Origin of the sequence: Herbaspirillum rhizosphaerae (assembly GCF_001189965.1) — a bacterium.
GTDB lineage: Bacteria > Pseudomonadota > Gammaproteobacteria > Burkholderiales > Burkholderiaceae_D > Herbaspirillum > Herbaspirillum rhizosphaerae.
On record NZ_LFLU01000011.1, the window covers coordinates 50259 to 74880 of the forward strand.

Here is a 24622-nt window from a genome sequence, read left to right on the forward strand (position 1 = left end):
CGCTCAGCGCGTCTTCCGACTTTGCTCGTAGAGCGGCATCACGCGTTGCGAATACACCGTAAGATCGCTGATGCGGTCTTCGCGCGAAGGGTGAGTGGACATGAACTTCATCGGTTCGCTGCCGCCGATCTGCGCCATTTTTTGCCACAGGGAAATGGCCGCACGCGGATCGTAACCGGCACGAGCGGCCAGCTCCACGCCGATGCGGTCAGCCTCGGTCTCGTGGGTGCGCGAATTCGGCAGGCCGACCAGCCCCATGTAGGCATACTGCGCGCCCTGCTGCCCCAGTTCGCCGACACCCAGAATCGAGGAGCCGATGGAAATCAGCGATCCCGTCACGGCCTGCTCGGAAGCGCGCTCGCGGGCGTGTTCGCGCAAGGCGTGGGCGATTTCGTGGCCCATGACGGCGGCCAGCTCGTCGTCGGTGATTTTCAGCTTCTCGATCAGGCCGGTATAGACCGCGATTTTGCCGCCCGGCATGCACCAGGCGTTGGCCTCGGGCGAAGTGATGACGTTGACCTCCCATTTCCACTTGACGGCGTCGGGACGGAAAGCGGCGGTCTGCGGGATCAGGCGATCGGCAATGGCGCGCACGCGGCGCACCTGGGCGGCATTCTGATTCAGCGCGCCCTTCTTCTTTTGTTCGTCGAGCACCTGCGCATATTCCTTGACAGCGGCGCTGTCGACTTCTTGCGCAGACAACATCATGCTCTGCTGGCGCGTGATGCCGACGGCGCCACCTTGCGTGGTTTGCACGCTTTCGCAGGCAGTCAGCGCCACGGCGGCGGCAATCAGGAAGAAACGGGAAAGAAGTTGTTGTGAACGCTGCATTCGGTACGCCATGCTGTCTCCATCGTCAAAGATAAAAATACGCGGGAGAAACGCTTGGCCATCCTTGCGAAAATTGCCACGCGATTGTCATTGCCGACGCGGCGCTCCCCCGATGTTGCAGGTCATTCGACCGGCGTACATTGACTCAGTTCTGACGCCGGCGCAAAAGCCGCCGATCTCGTTTTATTTCTGCGCGGCGATTTGCGGCGTGGATACCTTGACATCGCCGCATTGCGCGCGATGACGCAAAGCATGGTCCATCAGGACCAGCGCCACCATGGCTTCAGCAATGGGCGTTGCGCGAATGCCGACGCAGGGATCGTGACGGCCGTGCGTCTCCACTTCGGTCGGCTGTCCGGCCTTATCGATCGACGGACGCGGCGAACGGATGCTCGACGTCGGCTTGATGGCGATCGACGCCGTAATATCCTGGCCGGTCGAAATCCCGCCCAGGATACCGCCGGCGTTGTTGCCGACGAAACCTTCCGGCGTCAGCGCATCGCCGTGTTCGGTGCCTTTTTGCGCCACCGATTTAAAACCGGCGCCGATCTCGACGCCCTTGACGGCGTTGATGCCCATCAGCGCATAGGCGATTTCCGCATCGAGCTTGTCGTAAATGGGTTCGCCCAGGCCGACCGGCACGTTCTGCGCCACCACGTCAATACGCGCGCCGCAAGAGTCGCCGGCCTTGCGCAGCGCATCCATGTATTCCTCAAGCTGCGGAATGAGGGTTGCGTTGGCGGCGAAGAATGGATTTTCGCGCACGTGATCCCAGGATTCGAAGGGAATCGCGATGTCGCCGAGCTGGCTCATGCAGCCCTTGAAGGTGGTGCCGTATTGCTCGAACAGCCATTTCTTGGCCACCGCCGCCGCACCGACCACGGGAGCCGTCAGACGCGCCGAAGAACGGCCGCCTCCGCGCGGATCGCGGATGCCGTATTTGTGCCAGTAAGTGTAATCGGCGTGACCTGGACGGAAGGTGTCGAGCAGGTTGCCGTAATCCTTGCTGCGCTGGTCCTGGTTGCGGATCAGCAGTGCAATCGGCGTACCGGTGGTTTTGCCTTCGAACACGCCGGAGAGGATCTCGACGGTATCCGGCTCCTGGCGCTGCGTCACGTGACGCGAAGTACCCGGCTTGCGCCGATCCAGCTCAGGCTGAATGTCCGCTTCGGACAAGGTCATTCCCGGCGGACAGCCGTCGATCACGCAGCCGATGGCCGGGCCATGGGATTCGCCGAAGGTGGTAACGGTAAACAGCGTGCCGAGGGTATTGCCGGACATAGCGAAGCTCTACTTTGAATGATCTGAAGGGGTGATTTTACCAGATAGGCCCTGGGACTATTTCCACTCACCGCGCAACTCACTCACGCGTTGCTGCAGGTATTCCGGCGTCGCCTGCTCCGCCGGAATCGGCTCGCCCACCGCCAGTTCCAGCTTCGAAAACAAGCCGCGCTTGAACGAGCGATGGAAGGGATTGCCGCTGTCGCGCGTGAGCAGGCTGCCCCACAAGCCGCGCAAGGCCATCGGAAACACCTGCACCGGCGTGCGCTCGATGATCTTCCGGATGCCGCCCTTGAATTCGTTGATCTCGCCGGTGCTGGTCAGCTTGCCTTCCGGGAAGATGCACACCAGATCGCCTTCGTGCAGCGCCTGGGCGATGTCGACGTAGGCTTTCTCCATCAGCCACGGGTCTTCCTTGGCCGGCGCGATCGGAATCGCCTTGGCGGTGCGGAAGATCCAGGACAGCACCGGCGTCTTGAAGATGCGATGATCCATGACGAAGCGGATCGGACGCGGGCTGGCGGCCATGATCACGATGGCATCCACGTAGCTGACGTGATTGCACACCAGCACCGCGGCGCCATGCCTGGGGATCAGATCGGCATTGACGGTGCGCACGCGATGGATGGTGTGGATCAGCATCCACGCCAGGAAGCGCATCAGGAATTCCGGCACCAGCGAGAAAATGTAGGTCGCCACGATCGCATTCAGGATCGCCGTGATCAGGAAAATCTGCGGAATCGTGAAGCCCGATCGCAGCAGCACCATCGCCAGCAAGGCCGCCACCACCATGAACAGCGAGTTCATGATGTTCATCCCGGCAATCGTGCGCGAGACGTGTTGCGGATCGCAGCGCGTCTGGATCAGCGCAAACAGCGGCACGATGTACAAGCCGCCGAACACGCCGATCATCAGGCAGTCGAACAGGATGCGCAGGCTGCCGTGCTGGGCGATAAAGCCGCTCATGTCGACCGCCGCCGTCGCGCTGTAACTGACGCTGGCGAAATACAGCTCCAGCCCGAACACCGACAAGCCGATTGCACCGAAAGGCACCAGGCCGATTTCCACCTTGTGCCCGGACAGACGTTCGCACAGCAGCGATCCGACGCCGATCCCGACCGAAAACACCATCAGCAGCAAGACGAACACGCTATGGTCGCCATGCAGGTAATTCTTCGCATACAAAGGAAATTGCGCCAGCACGATGGCGCCGTAAAACCAGAACCAGGAGTTGCCCAGGATCGACAGGAAAACGGGACGATTGCGACGCGAGAAGCCGAGGTTGCGCACCATTTCCGAGAACGGATTCCAGTTGATCTTCAGATCGGGCGCAGGCGCCGGCGACAAGGGAATCGCCAGGCTGGTCAGCCAGCCGAGAATCGCAAAACCGATGGTCACGAAGGCGATGGTTTCCAGCCCGAACGGCTTTTGCACCACCAGCACGGCGCCCAGCACTTCACCCAGCAAAATGCCGACGAAGGTGCCCATTTCGATCACGCCGTTGCCGCCGACCAGCTCTTGCGGCTTCAGTTGTTGCGGCAGATAGGCGTATTTGACCGGGCCGAAGATGGTCGAGTGGATGCCCATGCCCGCCACGGCAATAACCAGCAGCCACAGGTGATGCGTCATCCAGCCGTAGGCGGCGATGCCCATGATGACGATTTCCAGCAGTTTGACGTAACGCGCCAGCCGCCCCTTTTCCATCTTGTCGGCCAATTGCCCCGCCGTCGCCGAGAACAGGAAGAACGGCAGGATGAACAAACCCGGGATCAGGTTGTTGAGCAGGCCGGTGTCCAGCGTGGTCCAGCTCAGTGCATCGTAGGTGAGGATAGTCAGCAGGGCCGTCTTGAAAACGTTGTCATTGAGTGCGCCGAGGAACTGGGTCCAGAAGAAAGGAGCAAAACGACGCTGGCCGAGCAGGGAAAACTGATTGGATTGACTCATGGAGCGAGCAGAATAGGCAAGTTGGGCGAATCGGCTAAAAAAGACGCCGTTCGGATAACAAAAAACCGTTCATGACGACATGAACGGTTTCTCGGATAAGCGGCGCGCCTGTTTCAACAACACTGCCAGGGCGCTGCCGATGTTTGTTTCAGCTGTTTTCTTCCTCGGCCGGCCAGTCGCGGATGTAAGCCTTGAGCATTTTGTTCTCGAAGCCCTGCGCATCCAGCACCGCCTTGGCGACGTCGTAAAAGGACATCACGCCCAGCAGCGTCTTGGCGTCCATCACCGGCACATAGCGCGCATGCTTTTCCAGCATGATGCGGCGCACTTCGTTGAGGTCGGTGTCGGGAGTAACGGTGATCGGATGGTCGTCCATGTGCTTGCGCACGGTATTGGTGCCGACCGAGCCGGCGTTTTCCTGCAAGGTCTTCAGCACTTCGCGGAACGTCAGCATGCCAACCAGTTCACCGAATTCCATGACCACCAGAGAGCCGATGTCTTTCTCCGCCATCGCACTCACGGCTTCCGCAATCGGCGTGTCGGGGGTAACGGTGAAGAGAATGTTGCCTTTGACTTTAAGAATTTCAGAGACTTTCATGGTGTCATCCTTAAGTTATTGTGGCCTTATCGGGAATGTAGCCCATGCGTGGGCAAAAATCTACAAACCGGCGGCGGTTTCTCCATGGTACGAGGTTTGGCGTCTGCCTACAATCACCATTGCGTATTAAAAATGAAATTTTTCATTGATTACGCCCCCGCAACGGCCTACCCTGAAACCATAAGACTAGAAGGAGATGAGCATGCCTACCGTCCTGCAACATGAAAAGTACGCCAGCTTCGAAGAGTTCTACCCGAGCTATCTCAACGAACATCTCAACCGGACTTGCCGCCAGTTGCATTTTGTCGGATCCACGCTGGCGCTGTTCTGCCTGGCATTCATGCTGCTAACGCACAATTTATGGTGGCTGGTCGCCGCCCTGCTTTGCGGCTACGGCTTTGCCTGGGTCGGCCATTTCAGGTTCGAGAAAAACCGGCCGGCGACCTTTCGCCATCCCTTGTATTCCTTCATGGGCGACTGGGTCATGTACTGGCAACTGCTGACCGGGCAGATTTCGTTCTGACCGTTCCGCCCCGGCTCAACGGCCGGCGATCACTCCGACCGAACTCACTTCGCGCAAATCCGGCCCATTGTGGTCTTCTGAAAAATACGATTCCAGGGTCTGATCCAGCACTGCTGCGACGGCGGCGTCGACACGATTGACCAGCGGACGGTCTTCATCGACATGCGCGGCAGTATCGAAGACGAACAGGCGATAGACATCGACCAGCTTCAGAAACTCGGGATTGATGAGCAAGGTCCAGCGATCAAGGCCATCCACGAGACGCTTGTTCCAGGCCGATTTCTTCGGCGCTTCGCTCTTGAGCGAACCGACCCAGCCGGCGTCCAGCATCTTCTGCAGCAGATTTTGCAACTCTTCCAGCCCCATGTGCGTATGCGCCCGCAGCAGTGCGATATCCACTGTCGCCGATTCGCCGTTGGCGCGGGCGTCATGCAGAATCTTCAAGACCTTCATGGCGTCGACGAACTCGCTGCCGGGCGAAGCGACATGCCACCAGCGCTCATAGCGCACGATCGGCAAAGCAGCCGTCAGCAGCGCGCCCACCAGCGTAATCATCCACAGCATGTAGATCCACAGCAGGAAAATCGGCAAGGCTGCCACTGCGCCATACACCATGGTGTAGGTCGGGAATTTCATGACATAGCTGGCAAACAGGCGCTTGGCGATTTCCACCGCCACGCCCGCCAGCAAACCGCCCCAGACAGCGTCGCGCCAATCCACCCACTGATTCGGCACGGCGATGTACAGCAGCGTAAACGCACTGGTCGTCAGCAGCACCGAAATCAGGGTGTAGAAGCTGGCACCGATGAACGGCACGCTGGTGACCACGCCGTTGGTGGCGGAATACAGGTAAGACGTGACGCTGATCGATACGCCGATCAGCAACGGTCCCAGGGTGATGATGGCCCAATAGACCAGGATGCGCTGCAACAGGGGACGCGATTTCTTGACGCGCCAGATCTGGTTGAACACGCGGTCGATGGTCGCCATCGTCAGCACCGAGGTCAGGATCAGCGCCACGCCGCCGACCGCCGACAGGCGCGCCGACTTCGACGAAAACTGGTTGAGGTAGCCAAGTATGGTGTTGGCCACGCCCTTGGGCATCAGGTTTTGGACGAAATACGCCTCCAGCGCCGAACGGAAGGTGCTGAACAGCGGGAACGCCGTAAAGATCGCCAGCGCGATGGTCAGCAGCGGCACCAGCGACAGGATGGTGGTAAACGTCAGGCTGCCTGCCACTTGCGGCAAGCGGTCGTCGCTCAGCCGTTTGACGGCAAACCGGAACAAATCGCGCAACTGGGTACGAGACAAGCCCTGCATGGGTTTCAAAAAGGTAAGCAAGATGAGGCAATCAAAATCACGAGAGAGGCCAGGGCCTGTTAACAGGCCCTAAGGACCGTCTCCCATGCGCCAGGTTCCATCCGCAAAAATGCGAGCAGTAAACACGTAGCGATGGATAAATAAAGGCTCCTATAATACCAACATGGCGAACACAACTAATACAACAATACTGGTCCTTTACTATTCGAGACACGGCTCCACCCGCAAACTGGCCGAACTGATCGCCCAGGGCGTGGAAAGCGTACCCGGCTGCGACGCGCGCCTGCGCACCGTGCCGGCGGTATCCACCGTGACCGAAGCCACGGAGCCCGATGTGCCGAAAGAAGGCGCCCCCTACGTCGAATTGCAAGACCTGGAACAATGCGCCGGCCTGGCGCTCGGCTCGCCGACCCGTTTCGGCAACATGGCGGCAGCGATGAAATACTTCTGGGACGGCACCGCGCCGCAATGGCTGTCCGGCGCACTGGCCGGCAAACCAGCCTGCGTCTTCACCTCCACCGGCAGCATGCACGGCGGCCAGGAGTCGACGCTGCTGTCCATGATGATTCCTCTGCTGCATCACGGCATGCTGATCCTGGGCCTGCCCTATACCCAGCCCGAGCTGATGAGCACCAGCACCGGCGGCACGCCCTACGGCGCCAGCCACTGGGCCGGCGTCAACGGCAATCAGGCGATTTCGGACGATACGCGCGCGCTGGCCATCGCACTGGGCCGGCGCCTTGCACAAAACGCCATCAAACTGCAGGAGGCTTGAATGAGCACGCAACGGTTCCGTTTTTTCCATCTGGGCGCCGCCATCAGTCTGGTGGCGCTGATTGTCCTGTGCGTCGCCTGGGAACTGGCGCTGGCGCCCCTGCGACCGGGCGGATCGTGGATGGTGCTCAAAGTGATTCCCCTGCTGTTCCCGCTGCGCGGCGTGCTCAAGCGCGACGTCTACACGATGCAATGGTCGTCGATGCTGATCCTGCTGTACTTTACCGAAGGCATCGTGCGCGCCACCAGCGACCGCGTCGCCATGTCGGTCACGCTGGGCTGGGTCGAAGTTGCGCTGACCTGCATCTATTTCCTGTGCGCCATCCTCTACCTGCATCCTTACAAGAAAGCAGCCAAGGAAATCGCACGCCAGGCCATTCAAAAGGCCTCGCAATAATTTTCTGAGGTATTCATGAGCGCAGCACCAGAAGCATTCCTGCAAGCCTGCCGCGCCGCCATCGGCGCCGCGCATGTCCTGACCGACGACGCCGACACCGCCGGCTACCTGACCGATCAGCGCGGACGCTATACCGGCAAAGCCGTGGCGGTGCTCAAGCCCGGCAGCACCGAAGAAGTCGCCGCCCTCGTCAAACTGTGCCACCAGCATCTGGTGCCCATCGTGCCGCAAGGCGGCAATACCGGCCTGGTGCTCGGCAGCGTGCCCGACACCAAGGGCAACGCGGTGCTGCTGTCGCTCACCCGGCTCAACCGCATCCGCGCCGTCGATCCGGTCAACAACACGATGACCGTCGAAGCCGGCTGCATCCTGCAAAACATCCAGCAAGCCGCCGCCGCCGCACAGCGCCTGTTTCCTTTGTCGCTGGCGGCAGAAGGCAGCTGCACCATCGGCGGCAACCTGTCGACCAATGCCGGCGGCACCGGCGTTCTGCGTTACGGCAACACCCGCGAGCTATGCCTGGGCGTCGAAGTCGTCACGCCGCAAGGCGATGTCATGAGCAGCCTGCGCGGCCTGCGCAAGGACAACACCGGCTACGACCTGCGCGACCTCTTCATCGGTGCGGAAGGCACGCTGGGCATCATCACCGCCGCCGTGATCAAACTGTTCCCGCAACCGAAGGCGCAAGTCACCGCACTGGCCGCATTGCGCACGCCGGACCACGCGCTGCGCCTGCTCAGCCTGGCGCAAGAACGCTGCGGCGCGGCGCTCACGGGCTTTGAACTGATGTCGGATTTTTGCCTGCAACTGGTGGCCAGACATTTCCCGCCGCATCGCGCGCCGTTCGACAAGCCGCACGCGCAATACGTATTGCTGGAACTCTCGGACAGCGAATCGGAAGCGCACGCGTCCGACATGTTCGAAGCCGTCATCGGCGATGCGCTGGAGCAGGAACTGATCGACGACGCCGTCATCGCGACCTCCATCGCGCAATCGAAATCGCTATGGCAATTGCGTGAACACATTTCGATGGCGCAAGCGCACGAAGGCAAGAACATCAAGCACGACATCTCGGTGCCGATCTCGCGCATCGGCGAATTCATCCGCGTCACCGATGTGCTGCTGCAAGAGACTTCGCCCGGCTGCCGCATGGTGACCTTCGGCCACCTGGGCGACGGCAACCTGCATTACAACGTGTCGCCGCCGGAAGGCGTGAAGGACACCGACTTCATCGGCCAGCAAGAAAAAATCAATCGCACGGTGCACGACAGCGTCGACAAATTCGGCGGCTCGATTTCGGCGGAGCACGGCCTGGGCGCACTCAAACGCGAAGAAATCCTGCGTTATAAATCGCCGGTAGAACTCCAGTTGATGCGCACCATCAAACAGGCGCTGGATCCTCACGCGCTGATGAATCCAGGCAAAGTCATCTGACGCCTCTTCTATCGGAGTTTTATCCATGCCGCACGTTTCCCCTTTCTGGCTGCCTGCCGCCTTGTCCCTGTACATGCTGGTGGCCACGCCGGCCTGGGCCATCTACAAATGCGAGGCGGACGGCAAGGTGACCTATAGCGACGCCGCCTGCGCCAACGGCAAAACGCTCAATGTCGATACCGGCAAGAGCAATGCCGGTATCGCGCCGCTGCCAACCGCCCAGGACAAAGCCGAATCGCAGCGCCTGCAGCGTGAACGCGCCAAAGCCGACAAACAGCAACTCAAGGCGCAGCAAACAGCCGAACGCGAAGCCGCGCGCGCCAAACTGCTGGAAGACAAGCAGAAACGAAAATGCGCCCAGCTGGCGCAACGCAAGAAGTGGGCGGATGAAGACGTACGCGCCGCCACCGTGAAGAATCTGGAAAAAGCGCGCCGCAAGAGCCAGCGCGTCAACGAGCAATATCAGGCGGAATGTCCTGCATAAAAAACCGGCCGTCGCTGCATAGCGCAACGACGGCCTGGCTCCCCCTTCCCCGGACTTCCCCCTGCTCTTCCCCTGTTACTCCAGACGCGGCGCAGGATTGATGTCAATCGTGCGACGCGGATTCGATGCCGCCGGCGCGCTCAGGCTGCCGGTGCTGCTGATGTTGAACACGCTGACGAGCTGAGCCAGCTTGCCGGCCTGCTCCTGCATGGATTGCGCGGCAGCCGCGGCTTGCTCGACCAGTGCGGCGTTCTGCTGCGTGCTCTCGTCCATCAGGGTGATGGCGCGATTGACCTCTTCGATGCCGGTGCTTTGTTCCTGGCTGGCCGAACTGATCTCGCCCACGATGTCGGTCACGCGCTTGACGCTGGCGACCACTTCGTTCATGGTCGATCCGGCCTGCTCCACCAGCTTGCTGCCGGTGCCGACCTTTTCCACCGAGTCGTCGATGAGCGATTTGATTTCCTTGGCAGCTGCCGCAGAACGTTGCGCCAGGCTGCGCACTTCGCTGGCCACGACCGCGAACCCGCGGCCCTGTTCGCCGGCGCGGGCGGCTTCCACTGCCGCGTTGAGCGCCAGGATGTTGGTCTGGAAGGCGATGCCGTCAATCACGCTGATGATGTCGACGATCTTCTTCGACGAATCGTTGATCGAACTCATGGTCGCAATCACCTGGCCGACCACGCTGCCGCCCTGCACCGCAACTTCCGACGCCGACACCGCCAGCTGATTGGCCTGACGCGCATTGTCGGCGTTCTGTTTCACGGTCGAGGTCAGCTCTTCCATCGCCGAGGCGGTTTCTTCCAACGAGCCGGCCTGCTGTTCGGTGCGGCTGGACAAGTCCAGATTGCCGCTGGCGATCTGGCTGGAGGCGGTGGCAATGGTGTCGGTGCCGGTACGCACGTTGCCGACGATGTTGCGCAGGCTGACGTTCATATCCTTGAGCGCCTGCAGCAACTGGCCGGTTTCATCCGTGGTGCCGACGGTAATTTCTCCCGACAGGTCGCCTTCGGCAACGCGGCGCGAAATGCCGACGGCGGTATTGAGCGGACGTGTAATACCAGTCGTCAGATACCAGGCGCACATGATGCCCATCGCCAGCACCAGCACTTCCAGCACGATCAGCAGATTGGCGCTTTGCGAGGCGATTTCGGAGACATGCTGATTGAGGTCATTGATGCTTTTGCGCTGCAGCTCAAGCAGGCTTTCCACTTGCTGCTGATACAGCCGGGCGGCAGGCAGGTAGTCTTTTTCCAAGGCCGCTGCAATCATGGCGGGATCGGGATTGGGCTCCGCTTTCGCCTTGTAGATCACATCGCGCGTGGACAGATAGATTTTGCGCTGCGCCATGATCTTGTCGTAAAGCTGCTTTTCTTCATCGCTGGCCAGCAATTCAAAAATCTTTTTTTGCAGCTCGCTCGAGATGCGCGTGGCTTCGTCGGTTTCCGGCTTGAAGAAAGGTCCCAGCGACGGATCGGAACTCTTGGCTACAGCCGTCGTGCGGCGAATCCCAGAATAGGTATGCCGATACCAGTCGCCGATCATGCGCTCTTTGGCCAACGGGATATCCATCATGGCCTGCGTCGCCTTGGCGACGCTTTGCAGACGCCATACACCGATGCCGGCAATAACGATGGACAAACCCAAAATCGCTGCAAACCCCAACCCCAGTCGTTTGCCGATCTTCATATTTCCGATGATGTTCATTTCCCCTCCTGACACTTCATTAACGACAGGCAATATTGATTTTTATCAACTACATAGTTAGGGCCTGTTAACAATTAATTTGCGAGTGCGAACGCGCGGCAGGCGTTGACTGCCTAGGCGCAGCGACGCGACGTAGCGGCACTACGGCAAGGAGCTGCAACAACGGCAGTCGACGCCTGCAGCCGTTCCCGAAGGGTTGCTGCCAGAAAGCGCGCTGGCCGCGTTGCATGGCGTAGCAGGTGGACCCACCACCTGCTACGCCACACGCCTTGCCAGCACGCTTTCTGGCAGCAACGCATCTCGCAAATTAATTGTTAACAGGCCCTAGCACCTACCGCCCATATTGATCCCATGAACCCGGATTGAATGCGCGGAATAGCGATTGAGTGCCGTGTCTGTTCATGGCTTGCAGGGACTTGCATTGACAAGCGGCAACGCCAGCCGATTCGACGCGTTTCGCCTCCTCCGGAAAAGCGATCCGGAAAGAGAAAAACGTCTGTTCAGCCTAGCTGGAGAGGAAAAGTCGAACGAAAAATCAGAGCGGCTGCACGATTTTATTTTGGAGGTCGGAAGTCGCCTCCAGGAATTTTTCCGGCGTCATGGGGCGTCCCATCAAATAACCTTGCAAGGCGTCGCAACCGACCGAGGTCAGGAAATCCTGTTGTTTGGTCGTCTCCACGCCTTCGGCGACGATGCGCAGATTCAGCGTACGGCCCAGCGCCACGATGGCCGCGATGATCGCCGCGTCGTCGTTGCCGTCGGCGAGATCGCGCACGAAGCCGCGATCGATCTTCAATTCATTGGCCGGCAAACGCTTGAGATACAACAGGCTCGAATAGCCGGTGCCGAAATCGTCGATGGAAATATCCACGCCCAGATCGGAAATCTGCTGCAAGGTCTTGAGGCTGTTTTCGGCGTCGTGCATGGCGGTCGATTCGGTCACCTCAAGCGTCAGGCAACGCGCCGGCAAGTTGTGACGCGTCAGCGTGTTCTTGACCAGATCGATCAGGTCCGCATGAGCGAATTGCAGTGCCGACAAATTGACCGCGATGGTCCAATCGGTGTGGCCGAGGTCGAACCATTCCCTCATTTGGCGGCAGGCTTCATTAAGCACCCATTCGCCGATCGGCACGATCAGGCCCGAACGCTCCGCCAGGCCGATGAATTCGTCCGGGCCGACCAGTCCGTGCGTCGGATGCTGCCAGCGCAGCAGCGCTTCGGCGCCCAGCACCGGGCCGTCCGGCGAATTGTATTTGGGCTGGTAATGCAAGATGAATTCTTTGCGCTCCAGCGCCAGGCGCAGGTCCTGCAGCCATTGCAACTGGTTGTGGGCGTTGACGTTCATCGATGCTTCGAAGAAGTGGTAACCGTTCCGGCCGGCGCGCTTGGTGTGATACATCGCGGCGTCGGCATTGATCACCAGATCGTGGCGATTGCTGCCGTCTTCCGGGTAGATGGCGATGCCGATGCTGGCCGACACGCGCAGCTCATGCTTCTGGACGTGGAAGGTTTCGTTGACGATGTTGACCAGCTTTTCTGCAATCGCCATCGCATCGTTGGGTTCTTTCAGTTCCACCAGCATAACAAACTCGTCCCCGCCCAGACGGGCCACCGTGTCCTGCGCGCGCATGACGGAACAGATGCGCTGGGCGACTTCGACCAGCAGCAAATCGCCGATGTGATGCCCGAGCGAATCGTTGATCGCCTTGAAGCCGTCCAGGTCGCAAAACATCAGCGCAAAATGTCCCTGCTCGCGCGACGCCTTGTGGATGGCCTGATTCAGGCGATCTTCCAGCAAGGTGCGATTGGGCAGCTTGGTCAGATTGTCGTGCAGCACCAGATGCGTCAGTTCTTCATTGGCTTCGGCCAGCGAGCGCGCCAGTTTGGCGGTACGCGATTCAAGGCGCGCATCGAGCAGCGATGTCAGCAAGGCAATCGTGAGCACGGCCAGCGTCACGACAATGATGAGGATGGACAGCCAGCCCGGGCTCACGCCGTCCCTGACTGCCAGACAGATGCTGCCGTCCGGGAAATTGGCCGCGGCCATGCCGCTGTAGTGCATGCCGACGATGGCGATGCCCATGACGACAGCTGCGCCGGCGCGCGCGAATTTGACGTGGGGCGTATTCTTGCGCAGCCGGAAGGCGATCCACAGCGCCGCACCAGACGCCGCAACGGCGATGAATATCGATGCCGCAAACCACCAGGGGTCATAGCGAATGCCGGGATTCATCAACATCGCCGCCATGCCGGTGTAATGCATGGCCGCGATGCCCAGGCCCATCGCCAGCGCGCTGTTGAACAGACGGCGCAGCGGCAGCTCGGGCCGGCTCACGATCCAGAGCGCAAAACCGGAGACCGCGACGGCGATCAATAAAGAGAGGAAGGTGATCCAAGGGTCGTACCCGAGATCGATAGGCAGGCGGAACGCCAGCATGCCGACGAAGTGCATCGACCAGATGCCGATGCCCATCGCCACCGCACCGCCGATCAGCCAGGAGCGACCGGCATAGTCGCGCGTCGAGTTGATCCGCTCGGTCATGTCCAGGGCTGTATAAGAAGCCAGAACTGCGACCAGAAGGGACAATGCAACGAGCAAACTATCGTAAGAAGCGGATAACATGATGTGATGAAGTACTAACTAAAAAACAACTTTTTGCGTGACTATTTGTATAGCTTATCCACATTATCCCGCAGAACGACCGTTCTAATTTGAAGAACACCGCAAAACGGCGACCTTTACATACTTCGACGTATGAATCGTCGGATTCGAGCAACTTTCCTTGACGAAATTACTCCATATGGCGGATGTTCGCTCATCAATCCATATTAAATCGACAAAAAAGACAAACAATGATCAAGACACCCTCCGCCTCAGCTTTGCCGTTATGGAAAGACATTTTGCCAAGCAAATTGCGCACATTACAACGCGCCCTGTTCGCCGCAGGCGCGTTGACGCTCACCCACGGCGCCGTTGCGGGCATCTCCGTATTACAACCGCCTAAAGTCATCGACGGCAACAAGCCGTTTGTCCTGACGCTCATGGTCAGTGAAGATGAACACGCATCGCAGGCCTATGCGCTGCCCGACGATCTGGTGATTGCCGCCTCGGCCGACATGACGCCGCCGGTACAGGTTCATCTCAGGCGCGATGGCGCGGGGCCGGGACAATTCACCCTGCAACGCGGCGAGTTCCGCAAAGTCACCTACAGCGCGGAACTGCCCAGATACTTGCGCGGCGTGATACGCATTGAAACTGTCGGCGTCGACGCTTCGCCGGTGCTGGTCGCAGTTGTCCGCGCCAAACCCGGACAAGAACAGGTTGCCGATGCCAGTGTCGCGGCGGCAGCCACCAGCGTCGAAGGCGGCGCGGCCACGCCGTCGGCTTCCGCCATCACGCCAGGTGCCAGCAGCAGCCCGATCGGCATCGCGCCGGCAGCCGCAGACCTGATCAACACGCCGCGCCTGTCGTTCAACGAACCGATGTATTTTGCGGCGGGCAACAGCGGCGGCAACCGCAACGCCAAGTTCCAGCTGAGTTTCAAATTCCGCATCTTCCAGCCTGACGACATGCGCTCGCGCGGGCTGATCGACAATCTGTATTTCGGCTACACCCAGTTCTCGCTGTGGGATCTGCAAAGCCCGTCGTCGCCCTTCCGCGACACCAACTACCGGCCCAGCCTGTACTACTACCTGCCGGACGTCGGCATCCACAACAGCGTGCTGAGCCGCGTCTCCATTGCGAGCGGTCTGGAACATGAATCGAACGGCCGCGATGGTCCGCAATCGCGCGGCTTGAATATTTTCTTCGTACAGCCGACGCTGACCTTCGGCAATCTCAACGACTACCAATTCCGCATCTCGCCGAAGATCTATACCTACCTCGGCCCGCTGTCGGATAACCCCGACATCGGCCAGTATCGTGGCCATACCGATCTGAAACTGGCATTCGGCAAACCGGATGGCGTGGAGTTCTCGACGACGCTGCGCAAGGGCACGCGCAGCAATACCGGCAGCGCGGATTCGATGCTGTCGTATCCGCTGGCCAGGCTGATTCCCGGCACGGCGGGTTATCTGATGGCGAGTTATTTTTACGGCTATGGCGAGAGTCTGCTGACTTATAACCAGAAGTCGACGCCGCAGTTCAGGATCGGTTACAGCCTGTCTCGTTAAACGCGTGCAGAGGCTCATCGGCCTCTGCAGCGCTCCCCGGATGCTTACGCCGCCGGCGTACGCATCGTGACGAACTCTTCCGCCGAGGTCGGGTGAATCCCGATGGTTGCATCGAACTGCGCCTTGGTGGCGCCGCATTGCAAGGCCACCGCAAAGCCCTGCACGATCTCGCCGGCATCCGCGCCGACCATGTGTACGCCAAGCACGCGGTCGCTTTTCGCATCCACCACCAGCTTCATGAAAGTGCGTTCACTGTTGCCGCTGAGCGTGTGCTTGAGCGCCTTGAATTCCGATTTGAAGATACGCAGCTCGCCGGCCTGCTTGCGCGCATCTTCTTCGCTCAGGCCGACCGTGCCGACGTTCGGATGGCTGAACACCGCCGTCGGAATATTCGCGTAAGACATTTCCCTGCCGCCCTTGTTGAACAGGCGCGCGGCCATCACCATCCCCTCCGCCAAGGCAACCGGCGTCAAGGCAACGCGGTCGATCACGTCGCCGATGGCATGGATGGACGGCACGCTGGAAACGAAGTTGTCGTCGACCTTGACCGCGCCTTTATCGGTCAGCACGACGCCCGCTTTCTCCAGGCCGATGCCGGCCGTGTTGGCATGACGGCCGGTGGCGAACAGCACGCAATCGGCGTCGATAGTGGCGCCGTCGCTCAGCGTGACCTGCCTGGCGTCGCCCACTGCCTTGAGCGCCTCGATATTGTTTTCAAACAGAATCTTCATGCCCTTCTTGCGCATCTCTTCGGCCAGGAAAACGCCCAGCTCGCTGTCCATGCCGCGCAGCAGATGCTTGCCGCGATACACCAGCGTGACGTCGCTGCCCAGTCCGTTGAGGATCGAGGCCAGCTCGACGGCGATATAGCCGCCGCCCAGCACCACCGCGCGCTTCGGCAACGCGCCCAGGTGGAAGAAGTCGTCGGAGACGATGCCGAGTTCCTTGCCCGGGATGTCCGGCACGGTCGGATGGCCGCCGGTGGCGACCAGAATATGCGCAGCGGTGTAGCGCTTGCCGTTGACGACGACGGTGTGGGCGTCTTCAACGGTGGCGTAGCCTTCGACGATGTCGACTTTGGCGCCGTCGAGTATCTTGCGATAGATGCCGTTGAGGCGGGCGATTTCCTTGTCTTTGCTGGCGATCAGCGCCTGCCAGTCGAAGCGGCTCTCGCCCACGGTCCAGCCGAAGCCGGCGGCATCGGCAAAGTCTTCATGAAAATGCGCGCTGTAAGACATCAGTTTTTTCGGAATGCAGCCGACGTTGACGCAGGTGCCGCCAAGATCCTTGCTCTCGGCAATCGCCACGCGCGCGCCGTATTGCGACGCAAACCGGCTGGCGCGCACGCCGCCGGAACCGCCGCCTATCGTGAACAGATCGTAATCGTATTGGCTCATGTTTTCCTCTATCTTCTGCTATCTTCTATTTAATGCCCGCGTGACCAGCAACACCGGGATCAAGCCAACCGCGACAATACTCAATGCCGGCAGCGCAGCCTCTCCGAGACGCTCGTCGCGCGCCAGGTTATGCGCAATGACCGCCAGCGTGTCGGTGTTGAAAGGACGCAGCAACAGCGTCGCCGGCAACTCCTTCACCACATCGACAAACACCATCAGCGCGGCCGTCGCCAGCGAACGCCACAGCAAAGGCATGTGGAGCTTTTGCACGATGCGGCTGCGCGATGTTCCCATGGTGCGCGCCGCTTCGTCGAAACTCGTCGGGATGCGGGTATAGCCGGCTTCCACCGACTGCACCGCAACGGCCGTAAAGCGTACCAGATACGCGTAGATCACGCCGAGCGAGGTCGCCGTCAGCCAGACGCCCGCCATGCTGCCGGGAAACACCGCCTGCAGCCAGGCGATAGGCAGCAGAATGCCGATGGCGATGACCGAGCCGGGAATCGCATAGCCCATGCCGGCGATACGCGCGACCACGCGCAAGAACGCGTATTGGAAGCGCGGTAAATCGCTGGCACGCTGGGCGAAACACAAGGCCAGCGCCAGCGCGACCGCAATCGCCGCCGCCATGCCGCCGAAGCGGAAACTGTTCCAGGTCCAGCCCGCGTAACGCGCCAGATCGGTCGCCAGCGACATCTCGCTCTCGCGCCACATCAATTGCAGCAGGATCTGCACCGGCAAGACGAAACCCAGAGCTATCGGCGTCGCGCACACCATCCACGCCGCCATCGCTTTGACGCCGTGCAATTGCGGCAGGCGCGACTCTGCGTCATCGTCGCGATTGCCGCGCACTGAAGAAAACCGCATGCGCTGCTGCTCGCGACGCTCCAGCCACAGCAGCACGGCGACGAACAGCAACAGCAAGGACGCGTACTGCGCCGCGGCGATACGATCGTCCATCACCATCCACGCCTTATAGATACCGGTGGTGAACGTCGTCAACCCGAAGTAGGCGCTGACGCCGTAATCCGCCAGGGTTTCCATCAGGGCCAGTGCAGCGCCCGCCATCAGCGCCGGCCGCGCCAGCGGCAACGCGACTCTATAGATGCGTTCATGCAGCGGCGTACCGAGCAGGCGCGCGGCTTCCATCAGATGCACGCCGCGCTCGCTCAAGGCATTGCGCGCCAGCAGATACGCGTAGGGATACAAGGTAAAGACGAACAGGAAGATCGCCCCCGACAAACTGCGCACGTCGATGCGGAAGCCCGGAAAGATATCGCGCAAGCTGCTTTGCACCATGCCGGCGTATTGCAGGAAATCGGTATAGGCATAAGCGGAGACGTAGGCCGGCATCGCCATCGGCAAGAGCAAAGCCCACGACAGGAATCGCTTGCCGCGAAACTCGAACAGACTGATCGCCACCGCCGTCGCGGCGCCGACCACGATCACGCCGGCCGTCACGAACAATGCCAGCCAGCCCGACGTCGCCAGATAACCCGGCAACACGGTCTGCGCCTGCTGCCGGATGGCGTCGATGCCGGCCGCATCCAGATGCAGCCAGGCGCCGGCGATGCCGAGGATGGGCAAGGAAATGAGGAAGGCAATCAGGCCGATGAAATACATGGATGCGTCGATGGAAAGATAAGTAAATAGAAATAAATTCTGCAGCTGCTCAGTCGCGTCTGGTCCTGCTTTTTACCGTCATCCCAGCGAACGCTGGGATCCAGTGTCCTAACGACTGTCGACACGACACTGGACCCTGACTTTCGTCAGGACGACGGCGGAACAAACTTTGCATGTTCAACTGAAGCGCATCGGAGCAAAAGATTGGAGGATGTTCGCAAGCGCGAGTGACGATACGCTACACTTGCAAACGTTCCACGACCCGTGAATTGTAACGACAAAGGCCCCCGATGTTCCTGCACATTGACCACGTCAGCATCAGTTATCCGCGCGCTGCCGCACCTGCGGTGCAATCGGTCGCGCTGGCATTGCAGGCCGGACAACTGGGCGTGCTGATCGGTCCTTCCGGCAGCGGAAAAACCACGCTGCTGCGCGCCATCGCCGGGCTTGAGCATCTGCAATCCGGCCGCATTCTGCTCGACGGACAAGTACTGGACGGCCCCGGCGTGCGCGTCGCTGCAGAGGAACGACGCATCGGCATGGTGTTCCAGGACTTTGCCCTGTTCCCGCACCTCAGCATCGCAGCCAACATCGGCTTCGGCCTGCGCCAGGAACATGGCGACAAACCACAACGACGTCGGCGCGTGCAAGAGATGCTGGAACTGGTCGGCCTGGCCGGCATGGAAGACAAATTCCCGCATCAGTTGTCCGGCGGCCAGCAGCAACGCGTCGCTCTCGCCCGGGCGTTGGCGCCGCAGCCGCGTCTGTTGCTGCTGGACGAACCCTTCTCCAGCCTCGACGTCGAGTTGCGCGAACGGCTGGCCGAAGAAGTGCGCCGCATCCTCAAGCAGGCCGGCATCACCGCGCTGATGGTGACGCACGATCAGATGGAAGCGTTCGCCGTCGGCGATGTCGTCGGCGTCATGCAGCAGAGCCGCCTGGAGCAATGGGACGAACCTTACGCGCTCTACCATCGCCCCGCCACGCGTTTTGTGGCCGACTTCATCGGGCACGGCATCTTCGTGCCGGGCGCATTGGTCAGCGATTCTACCGGCCTGGCGATGGACACGCCGCTGGGCAAGCTGCACGATGTCGCGCACATGCTGGAGACCCTGCAATCCGAAGCGTCGCACGGCCAGCCATTCGACGTCTTGCTGCGCTCCGACGACATCGTGCACGACGACTTGTCGCCGTTCAGGGCGCGCATCGTGCGCAAGTCCTTCCGTGGCGCGGATTTTCTCTATGCCCTGCAACTCGATGACGGCATTGAGCTGCTGTCGCTGGTCCCTTCACATCACGATCACGCCATCGGCGAAGCTATCGGTATCCGGCTTGACGTCAATCACGTGGTGGCGTTTCCACGCTCTCACGCAGCCTGATTAATTTTTCTCGTAAAAAAGCACCGGAGGTCTTAAGCTTCCGGTGCTTTTTCATTTCAGCGCAGCGCAACCAGCCCCGCCTTGCTCTTCATTGCGATTACTTGTAACCGACGCGATCCAGAATCTGCAATACCTTTTGCTGATTGCGTCCGGTCGCAGCGACGTCGATCACTTCCGCCTTGAACGGTCCCAGCGTATCGAGCGCGGCATTGCCGGTCTTCACGCTCTTGACTGCCGGCCATTCATTATTGCCTTCGGCGAAATAGCGCTGCGCATCGTCGCTCGCCAGATATTCCAGGAATTTCACGGCCTCAGCCTTGTGCGGAGCGTTCTTCGCCACGCCTGCGCCGGCGATATTGACGTGCGCGCCAAAGCTCTTCTGATTCGGCCAGACCACGCCGAATTTGCTGACGACGGCAATGTCTTCCGGCTTGGTGGACTTCATCAGGCGCGCGACATAGTAGGAGTTGGAAATCGCCACGCCGCATTCGCCGGAAGCGACCGCCTTGATCTGGTCGGTATCGCCGCCCACTGGCGTGCGCGCCATGTTGGCGACCATGCCTTTGAGGATGGCTTCGGTTTTGGCTTCGCCGACGTGTTCATACAACGCGCCGAACAAGGACACGTTGTAAGGATGCGAACCGGAACGGGTGCACAGTTTGCCCTTGTTCTTCGGATCGGCCAGGGACTCGTAGGTGTCGACGTCTTCCGGCTTCACGTTTTGCTTGTTGTAGACGATCACGCGGGCGCGTGTCGAGAAACCGAACCATTGCGAACCCTGGCCGTCATCCTTGCCGCGCAGGTTGGCGGGGATGCGCGACTCCAGCACGCTGGATTTCACCGGCTGAAACAGGCCGTCGTTCTCGCCGCGCCACAGGCGGGCAGCGTCGACCAACAGGATCACGTCGGCCGGGCTGGCCGTACCTTCGCTTTTGAGACGCGCCAGAATACCGGCGTCATCGGCGTCGACACGGTTGATCTTGATGCCGGTCGCCTTGGTGAAATTGCCGTACAAGGCTTCGTCAGTCTGATAGTGGCGCGCGGAGTAAAGGTTGATGACCTTTTCCTGGGCGAACGCGCCGACCGAGCTTGTCGCCAACACCATTCCTGCAACAAAAGTACGTAAAAACATGAACTTATCCCTTTCTGCTGGTTGATCAGTCTATCTATCAGCCGACGGCGTTTTCCGGAAAACTTATCGAAAAACACATGCCGAGCGACCGCAAAGAAAGACGGAATATAGCACAAATGAGAATAATTCCCGTTTTAAATTCAGCTTATTGTCAGGATTTGAAAAATGAAAATTTATCACCAGCAATATCCAGCCGACACCCCTGCTCGCATTTTAAACATGCCGGGAGATCGACGGATGAGACGCGTACGCCGGGTCAAAAACATAAAATATGCATCAGCGAGAGCGAACAGCGTTTATCAGGCACGCGCCTTCGACAGCACGACCAGCCAGCGGCGGAACAACAAGACTTCCAAATGGCCAGGTTCGATGCCGGCGCTGCATTCGATCACGGGATTGACGCGATAACGGCGCACGTAGGAATCGCGGCAGACGAACATTTCACGACGACCGAAGCGCAGGCTGAAAGATGAAGGGGAAGAAGATTCCAGACCAAAGCGAGCGCCTGAAGTGAGATCCAAGTGAGTCATGGCAGTGGTTCCTATCTCTGTTGAAGAGATTCCACTGTATCACAAACACTGTATAAATAAACAGTAGTTTTTGATCTCGTTGTTTTTTGAGCGATTTTGGGATTTTTTCGATTTTCGCCCGAATTTGCCTGATTCTACCCCGTTTCAGGGGAGATCAGTCAAATCCGGTCCGACATCGCTAAGCCCCGCTCTCCAGCCGGCTGCGCACAAAGCCGATGTGTTCGCGCAGGACATAGAATTGATCCGCAAAAGCCAGTGGCATCTTCATGCGATTGACCGAGGCCTCAATCTCATCGAGCTGCTTGAGCATCTGCACCTGTTCTTCCTTGGTGCCGGTAGTCACCGCGCGCTCCAGCGAAATCAAGGCGCCATACCATTTGTAGATGCGCGAACGGATGCGCCAGCCATACAGCAGAGGCACCAGTTTGATGCCGGGAATCAGCAGCAGGATGATAGGCAGCACGATCACCATGGTGCGATCCACCAGGCTCGCCAGCCAGAACGGCAGCGTGCGGTAGAAGAAGCTCTTGCCCGACTTGTAATAGCGCGCGGCATCGTCGCTGATCGGATACTCATGCGCCAGCGGCGCCGGGAACTCCCCCGCTTTCTGCAACACGCTGGCCTTGCCGTGCACCTCGCGCGCGGCCTCGATCAGCAGGTCGGACAAGGCCGGATGCAAATCGTCGCGGGCGATCAGCTCCGCGGTCGGCGCAATCAATCGGATCGTGTGGTCAGGCAGATTGCGGCGGAAGTCGAACACGCCCGGAGGCAACGTCAACTCATTGAGATAACTGAAACGGCGCGTGTACGCCGACGCCTGCGAAAAATCGAGCAGGCGGATACCGGACGTACGCAGCAACTTGCCCATGGTGGCCGGCGCCGCCGACTCGCCCATCAGGAAGGCGACATCGATCTTGCCCTTGCTCAGCGCGTCCGCCGCCTCGTCGCCGCCCATATCGAGCAGTTTGGTGGCGCCGCCCGGTTCAATGCCGCTGGCCTTGAGCAAGGTCAGCGCCAGCACGCGCGAACCGCTGCCCTGCAAGCCGATGGCGATACTTTTGCCGCTCAGCTCGGACAGGCGCGACACGGCCTTGTCGTTGCGATAAAACACCGACACCGGCGAATACGACACGCTGCCCAGCGACACCAGGTCTTCAATATTGACGCTGTCGGCGATGCCGCCCTGCACGAAGGCGACGTCGACGCCGCTGTCGGGATCGGCCAGCTTGCGCAGGTTGTCGAGCGAACCTTCTGACGCCACGATCTTCACCGTCACGCCGTCGCGCGCGAGAATCTTTTTGTAGCGCTCGGCGACGTTCCAGAAATTGCTGTGTTCAGGCCCGGTCGCGATGGTGATGGTTTTCGGCGGGGCCGGATGGATCAGCCAGATCGCCAGCCAGACGCCGACGATGATCAGCAGCACCATCGGCCCGAAACTGACGGCCAAGTCGCGCCAGGAGATGGCGACGAAACGCGCCTTCATGGCGCTGACGGAATGTTTTCGAGGGGCGGTAGTTTTATCCATCTAGGCATTCTACCGCCAGAACTTGTTCACGATCCTACTGCGAGTCCATGATCCGGCGTCGGGCGGTGCTCGGAATCCTCATGTACTGAAGTACATTCCGGTTCCTCCGCTCCGGCCGCCACCGGCTGATGGCCTCTCGCTACGGATCGAGAACAAGTTCTCTACTTCGGCGAAAACCGATCAATACGTCTTGTACGGCAAAAACTTCCCGCTCAACATGACATTCACGCGATCGCCGTTGGGATCGGCCTGGCGCTGGATGTCCATCTTGAAATCGATCGCGCTCATGATGCCATCGCCGAATTCTTCGTGGATCAGTTCCTTGATGGTCGAACCGTAGACGCTGACGATTTCGTACCAACGGTAGATCAACGGATCGGTCGGCACCGCCGTCGGCAGCGAACCCTTGTACGGCACGATCTGCAGCCACAGGGTTTCTTCATCGCTCAGGCCGAACAGTTCCTGCGTGACAGCCGCCTGTTTGGCGGTCAGCGTCATCTGGCCGAGCATGGCGGCGGTTGTCCATTCCTTGCTTTGGCCGATGCTTTCGGCAATCTTGGACCAGGACATTTTGTTCCTGACCTTGGCTTCGATGATTTTTTGGGTAACGAGATTGCGATCCATGAGCTTCTCCTTGCTGTAAATATTGAAATTGCGATTTAAACTGCGATTGAAATAATAAAAACCGGACGACCAGATAGTCTTGCTAAGCCACCGCCTGCGGAAACTTGTCTTCCTCCAGCCCCGGCGTCACCACGCGCGTCACCGCATCTTCCGTCCCCGCCTCCTGAATGCGGCGCGAGCGATGCACCAGGAAGTCGACCAGATGATTGCGGATGCGGTAGAACTGCGGATCGTGATGCATGCTTTCACGCGTACGCGTCTTGGGCATGGTGTTGACCACCACTTCGGCGATGCGCGCATGCGGGCCGTTGGACATCAGGAAGATCTTGTCGGCCAGCAGGATCGCCTCATCCACATCGTGCGTGATCATGAACACGGTCTGGTGCGTGGCGCTGCAAATCTTCAGCAGCTCGTCCTGCACCACACCGCGCGTCAACGCATCGAGCGCGCCGAAAGGCTCGTCCATCAGCAGCATCTTGGGCTCGATGGAAAATGCCCGCGCAATGCCGACGCGCTGCTTCATGCCGCCCGACAGTTCGGACGGTTTCTTGTGTTCCGCGCCCTTCAGGCCGACCATCTCAATGAAGCGGCGCGCATGCTGCTCGGCCTTGTCGCGCGACCAGTCCGGCCAACGCGAACGCACCGCAAACACGACGTTGCCCAGCACGCTGAACCACGGCATCAGCGCATGGCTCTGGAACACCACGCCGCGATCCAGGCTAGGCCCTTTGACTTCGCGCTGATCCATGATGACCACGCCGCCCGATGGCGCCTCCAGCCCTGCCAGCACGTTCAGGATGGTGGTCTTGCCGCAGCCCGAGTGGCCGATGATGCAGACGAATTCGCCTTTGTCTATGCTGAACGACACCTTGTCGAACACCGGCGGCGCGTCGTCGGTGTAGCGTTTGTTGAGGTTTTCAACGGTAAGAAATGCTTTATCCATTTT

21 protein-coding genes and 1 other RNA gene are annotated in these 24622 nt (G+C 59.9%); 8 read left to right on the top strand and 14 right to left on the bottom strand.

Features of this window, described 5'->3' with window-relative positions; translation table 11 throughout:
* Positions 1-3: 3 nt before the first annotated feature.
* The 4 genes from AKL25_RS15530 to AKL25_RS15545 all read right to left on the bottom strand — a co-directional run bounded on the left by AKL25_RS15530 (position 4) and on the right by AKL25_RS15545 (position 4654).
* Complete coding sequence (locus tag AKL25_RS15530) at positions 4-831, bottom strand: M48 family metallopeptidase (protein WP_050478605.1); 828 nt, start codon at positions 829-831, stop codon at positions 4-6.
* A gap of 183 nt (positions 832-1014) precedes the next feature.
* Positions 1015-2112, bottom strand: coding sequence for a chorismate synthase (gene aroC / locus AKL25_RS15535; RefSeq protein WP_050478606.1), 1098 nt, complete (start codon positions 2110-2112; stop codon positions 1015-1017).
* A gap of 57 nt (positions 2113-2169) precedes the next feature.
* Positions 2170-4056, bottom strand: coding sequence for an MFS transporter (locus tag AKL25_RS15540; RefSeq protein ID WP_050478607.1), 1887 nt, complete (start codon positions 4054-4056; stop codon positions 2170-2172).
* 148 nt (positions 4057-4204) lie between these two features.
* The gene (locus AKL25_RS15545; protein ID WP_050478608.1) at positions 4205-4654 is read right to left on the bottom strand and encodes a CBS domain-containing protein; all 450 of its coding nucleotides are present in this window, start codon (positions 4652-4654) and stop codon (positions 4205-4207) included.
* Between the two features lie 202 nt (positions 4655-4856).
* On the opposite strand from AKL25_RS15545, the gene AKL25_RS15550 reads away from it, so the two are divergent.
* Positions 4857-5177, top strand: coding sequence for an Mpo1-like protein (locus AKL25_RS15550; protein WP_050478609.1), 321 nt, complete (start codon positions 4857-4859; stop codon positions 5175-5177).
* Positions 5178-5192: 15 nt separating this feature from the next.
* Here the strand turns inward: AKL25_RS15550 and AKL25_RS15555 are convergent, their stop codons facing one another.
* Entirely contained in the window at positions 5193-6497 is a 1305-nt protein-coding gene (locus AKL25_RS15555) for a YihY family inner membrane protein (protein ID WP_050478610.1), read from the bottom strand.
* A 163-nt stretch (positions 6498-6660) separates the two neighbouring features.
* On the opposite strand from AKL25_RS15555, the gene wrbA reads away from it, so the two are divergent.
* From wrbA to AKL25_RS15575, 4 genes are read left to right on the top strand one after another with little or no spacing between them, the layout of a single operon-like run.
* On the top strand, positions 6661-7272 hold the full coding sequence (gene wrbA / locus AKL25_RS15560; RefSeq protein ID WP_050478611.1) for an NAD(P)H:quinone oxidoreductase: 612 nt from the start codon (positions 6661-6663) through the stop codon (positions 7270-7272).
* Positions 7273-7668 carry a DUF2069 domain-containing protein gene (locus AKL25_RS15565; protein ID WP_050478612.1) on the top strand — a complete coding sequence of 132 codons (396 nt, stop codon included), beginning with the start codon at positions 7273-7275 and terminating at the stop codon, positions 7666-7668.
* A 15-nt stretch (positions 7669-7683) separates the two neighbouring features.
* Entirely contained in the window at positions 7684-9102 is a 1419-nt protein-coding gene (locus tag AKL25_RS15570) for an FAD-binding oxidoreductase (protein WP_050478613.1), read from the top strand.
* Between the two features lie 25 nt (positions 9103-9127).
* Positions 9128-9586 (top strand): hypothetical protein, encoded by a 459-nt coding sequence (locus AKL25_RS15575; RefSeq protein ID WP_050478614.1) that lies wholly within the window; start codon positions 9128-9130, stop codon positions 9584-9586.
* 75 nt (positions 9587-9661) lie between these two features.
* Here AKL25_RS15575 and AKL25_RS15580 read toward each other — a convergent pair whose 3' ends face one another.
* Both AKL25_RS15580 and AKL25_RS15585 read right to left on the bottom strand, forming a co-directional pair.
* Positions 9662-11293 carry a methyl-accepting chemotaxis protein gene (locus AKL25_RS15580; protein ID WP_050478615.1) on the bottom strand — a complete coding sequence of 544 codons (1632 nt, stop codon included), beginning with the start codon at positions 11291-11293 and terminating at the stop codon, positions 9662-9664.
* A gap of 535 nt (positions 11294-11828) precedes the next feature.
* A complete protein-coding gene (locus AKL25_RS15585) occupies positions 11829-13916 on the bottom strand; it encodes a putative bifunctional diguanylate cyclase/phosphodiesterase (RefSeq protein WP_050478616.1) in 2088 nt (695 codons plus the stop codon).
* Between the two features lie 278 nt (positions 13917-14194).
* Between AKL25_RS15585 and AKL25_RS15590 the strand changes: the two genes are divergently transcribed.
* On the top strand, positions 14195-15466 hold the full coding sequence (locus AKL25_RS15590; RefSeq protein ID WP_338034495.1) for a phospholipase A: 1272 nt from the start codon (positions 14195-14197) through the stop codon (positions 15464-15466).
* A 44-nt stretch (positions 15467-15510) separates the two neighbouring features.
* On the opposite strand, the gene gorA is transcribed toward AKL25_RS15590, so the two are convergent.
* Both gorA and AKL25_RS15600 read right to left on the bottom strand, forming a co-directional pair.
* Entirely contained in the window at positions 15511-16863 is a 1353-nt protein-coding gene (gene gorA / locus AKL25_RS15595) for a glutathione-disulfide reductase (RefSeq protein WP_050478617.1), read from the bottom strand.
* Between the two features lie 18 nt (positions 16864-16881).
* Positions 16882-18486, bottom strand: coding sequence for an ABC transporter permease (locus AKL25_RS15600; protein ID WP_050478618.1), 1605 nt, complete (start codon positions 18484-18486; stop codon positions 16882-16884).
* 290 nt (positions 18487-18776) lie between these two features.
* Here AKL25_RS15600 and AKL25_RS15605 point away from each other — a divergent pair, with 290 nt between their 5' ends.
* A complete protein-coding gene (locus AKL25_RS15605; protein ID WP_050478619.1) occupies positions 18777-19865 on the top strand; it encodes an ABC transporter ATP-binding protein in 1089 nt (362 codons plus the stop codon).
* Positions 19866-19962: 97 nt separating this feature from the next.
* Here the strand turns inward: AKL25_RS15605 and AKL25_RS15610 are convergent, their stop codons facing one another.
* The 3 genes from AKL25_RS15610 to AKL25_RS15620 all read right to left on the bottom strand — a co-directional run bounded on the left by AKL25_RS15610 (position 19963) and on the right by AKL25_RS15620 (position 23052).
* Complete coding sequence (locus AKL25_RS15610) at positions 19963-20997, bottom strand: Fe(3+) ABC transporter substrate-binding protein (protein ID WP_050478620.1); 1035 nt, start codon at positions 20995-20997, stop codon at positions 19963-19965.
* Positions 20998-21296: 299 nt separating this feature from the next.
* Positions 21297-21527 (bottom strand): hypothetical protein, encoded by a 231-nt coding sequence (locus AKL25_RS15615; RefSeq protein WP_050478621.1) that lies wholly within the window; start codon positions 21525-21527, stop codon positions 21297-21299.
* A 178-nt stretch (positions 21528-21705) separates the two neighbouring features.
* Positions 21706-23052, bottom strand: a complete 1347-nt coding sequence (locus tag AKL25_RS15620; protein ID WP_050478622.1) for a TAXI family TRAP transporter solute-binding subunit — start codon at positions 23050-23052, stop codon at positions 21706-21708.
* Between the two features lie 80 nt (positions 23053-23132).
* Between AKL25_RS15620 and AKL25_RS23790 the strand changes: the two genes are divergently transcribed.
* A non-coding RNA gene (locus AKL25_RS23790) (sX9 sRNA) lies at positions 23133-23207 on the top strand.
* Positions 23208-23232: 25 nt separating this feature from the next.
* Here the strand turns inward: AKL25_RS23790 and cynS are convergent.
* Both cynS and AKL25_RS15630 read right to left on the bottom strand, forming a co-directional pair.
* Positions 23233-23676, bottom strand: a complete 444-nt coding sequence (gene cynS, locus AKL25_RS15625; protein WP_050478623.1) for a cyanase — start codon at positions 23674-23676, stop codon at positions 23233-23235.
* Between the two features lie 82 nt (positions 23677-23758).
* Positions 23759-24619 carry an ABC transporter ATP-binding protein gene (locus AKL25_RS15630; protein ID WP_050478624.1) on the bottom strand — a complete coding sequence of 287 codons (861 nt, stop codon included), beginning with the start codon at positions 24617-24619 and terminating at the stop codon, positions 23759-23761.
* Positions 24620-24622 lie beyond the last annotated feature (3 nt).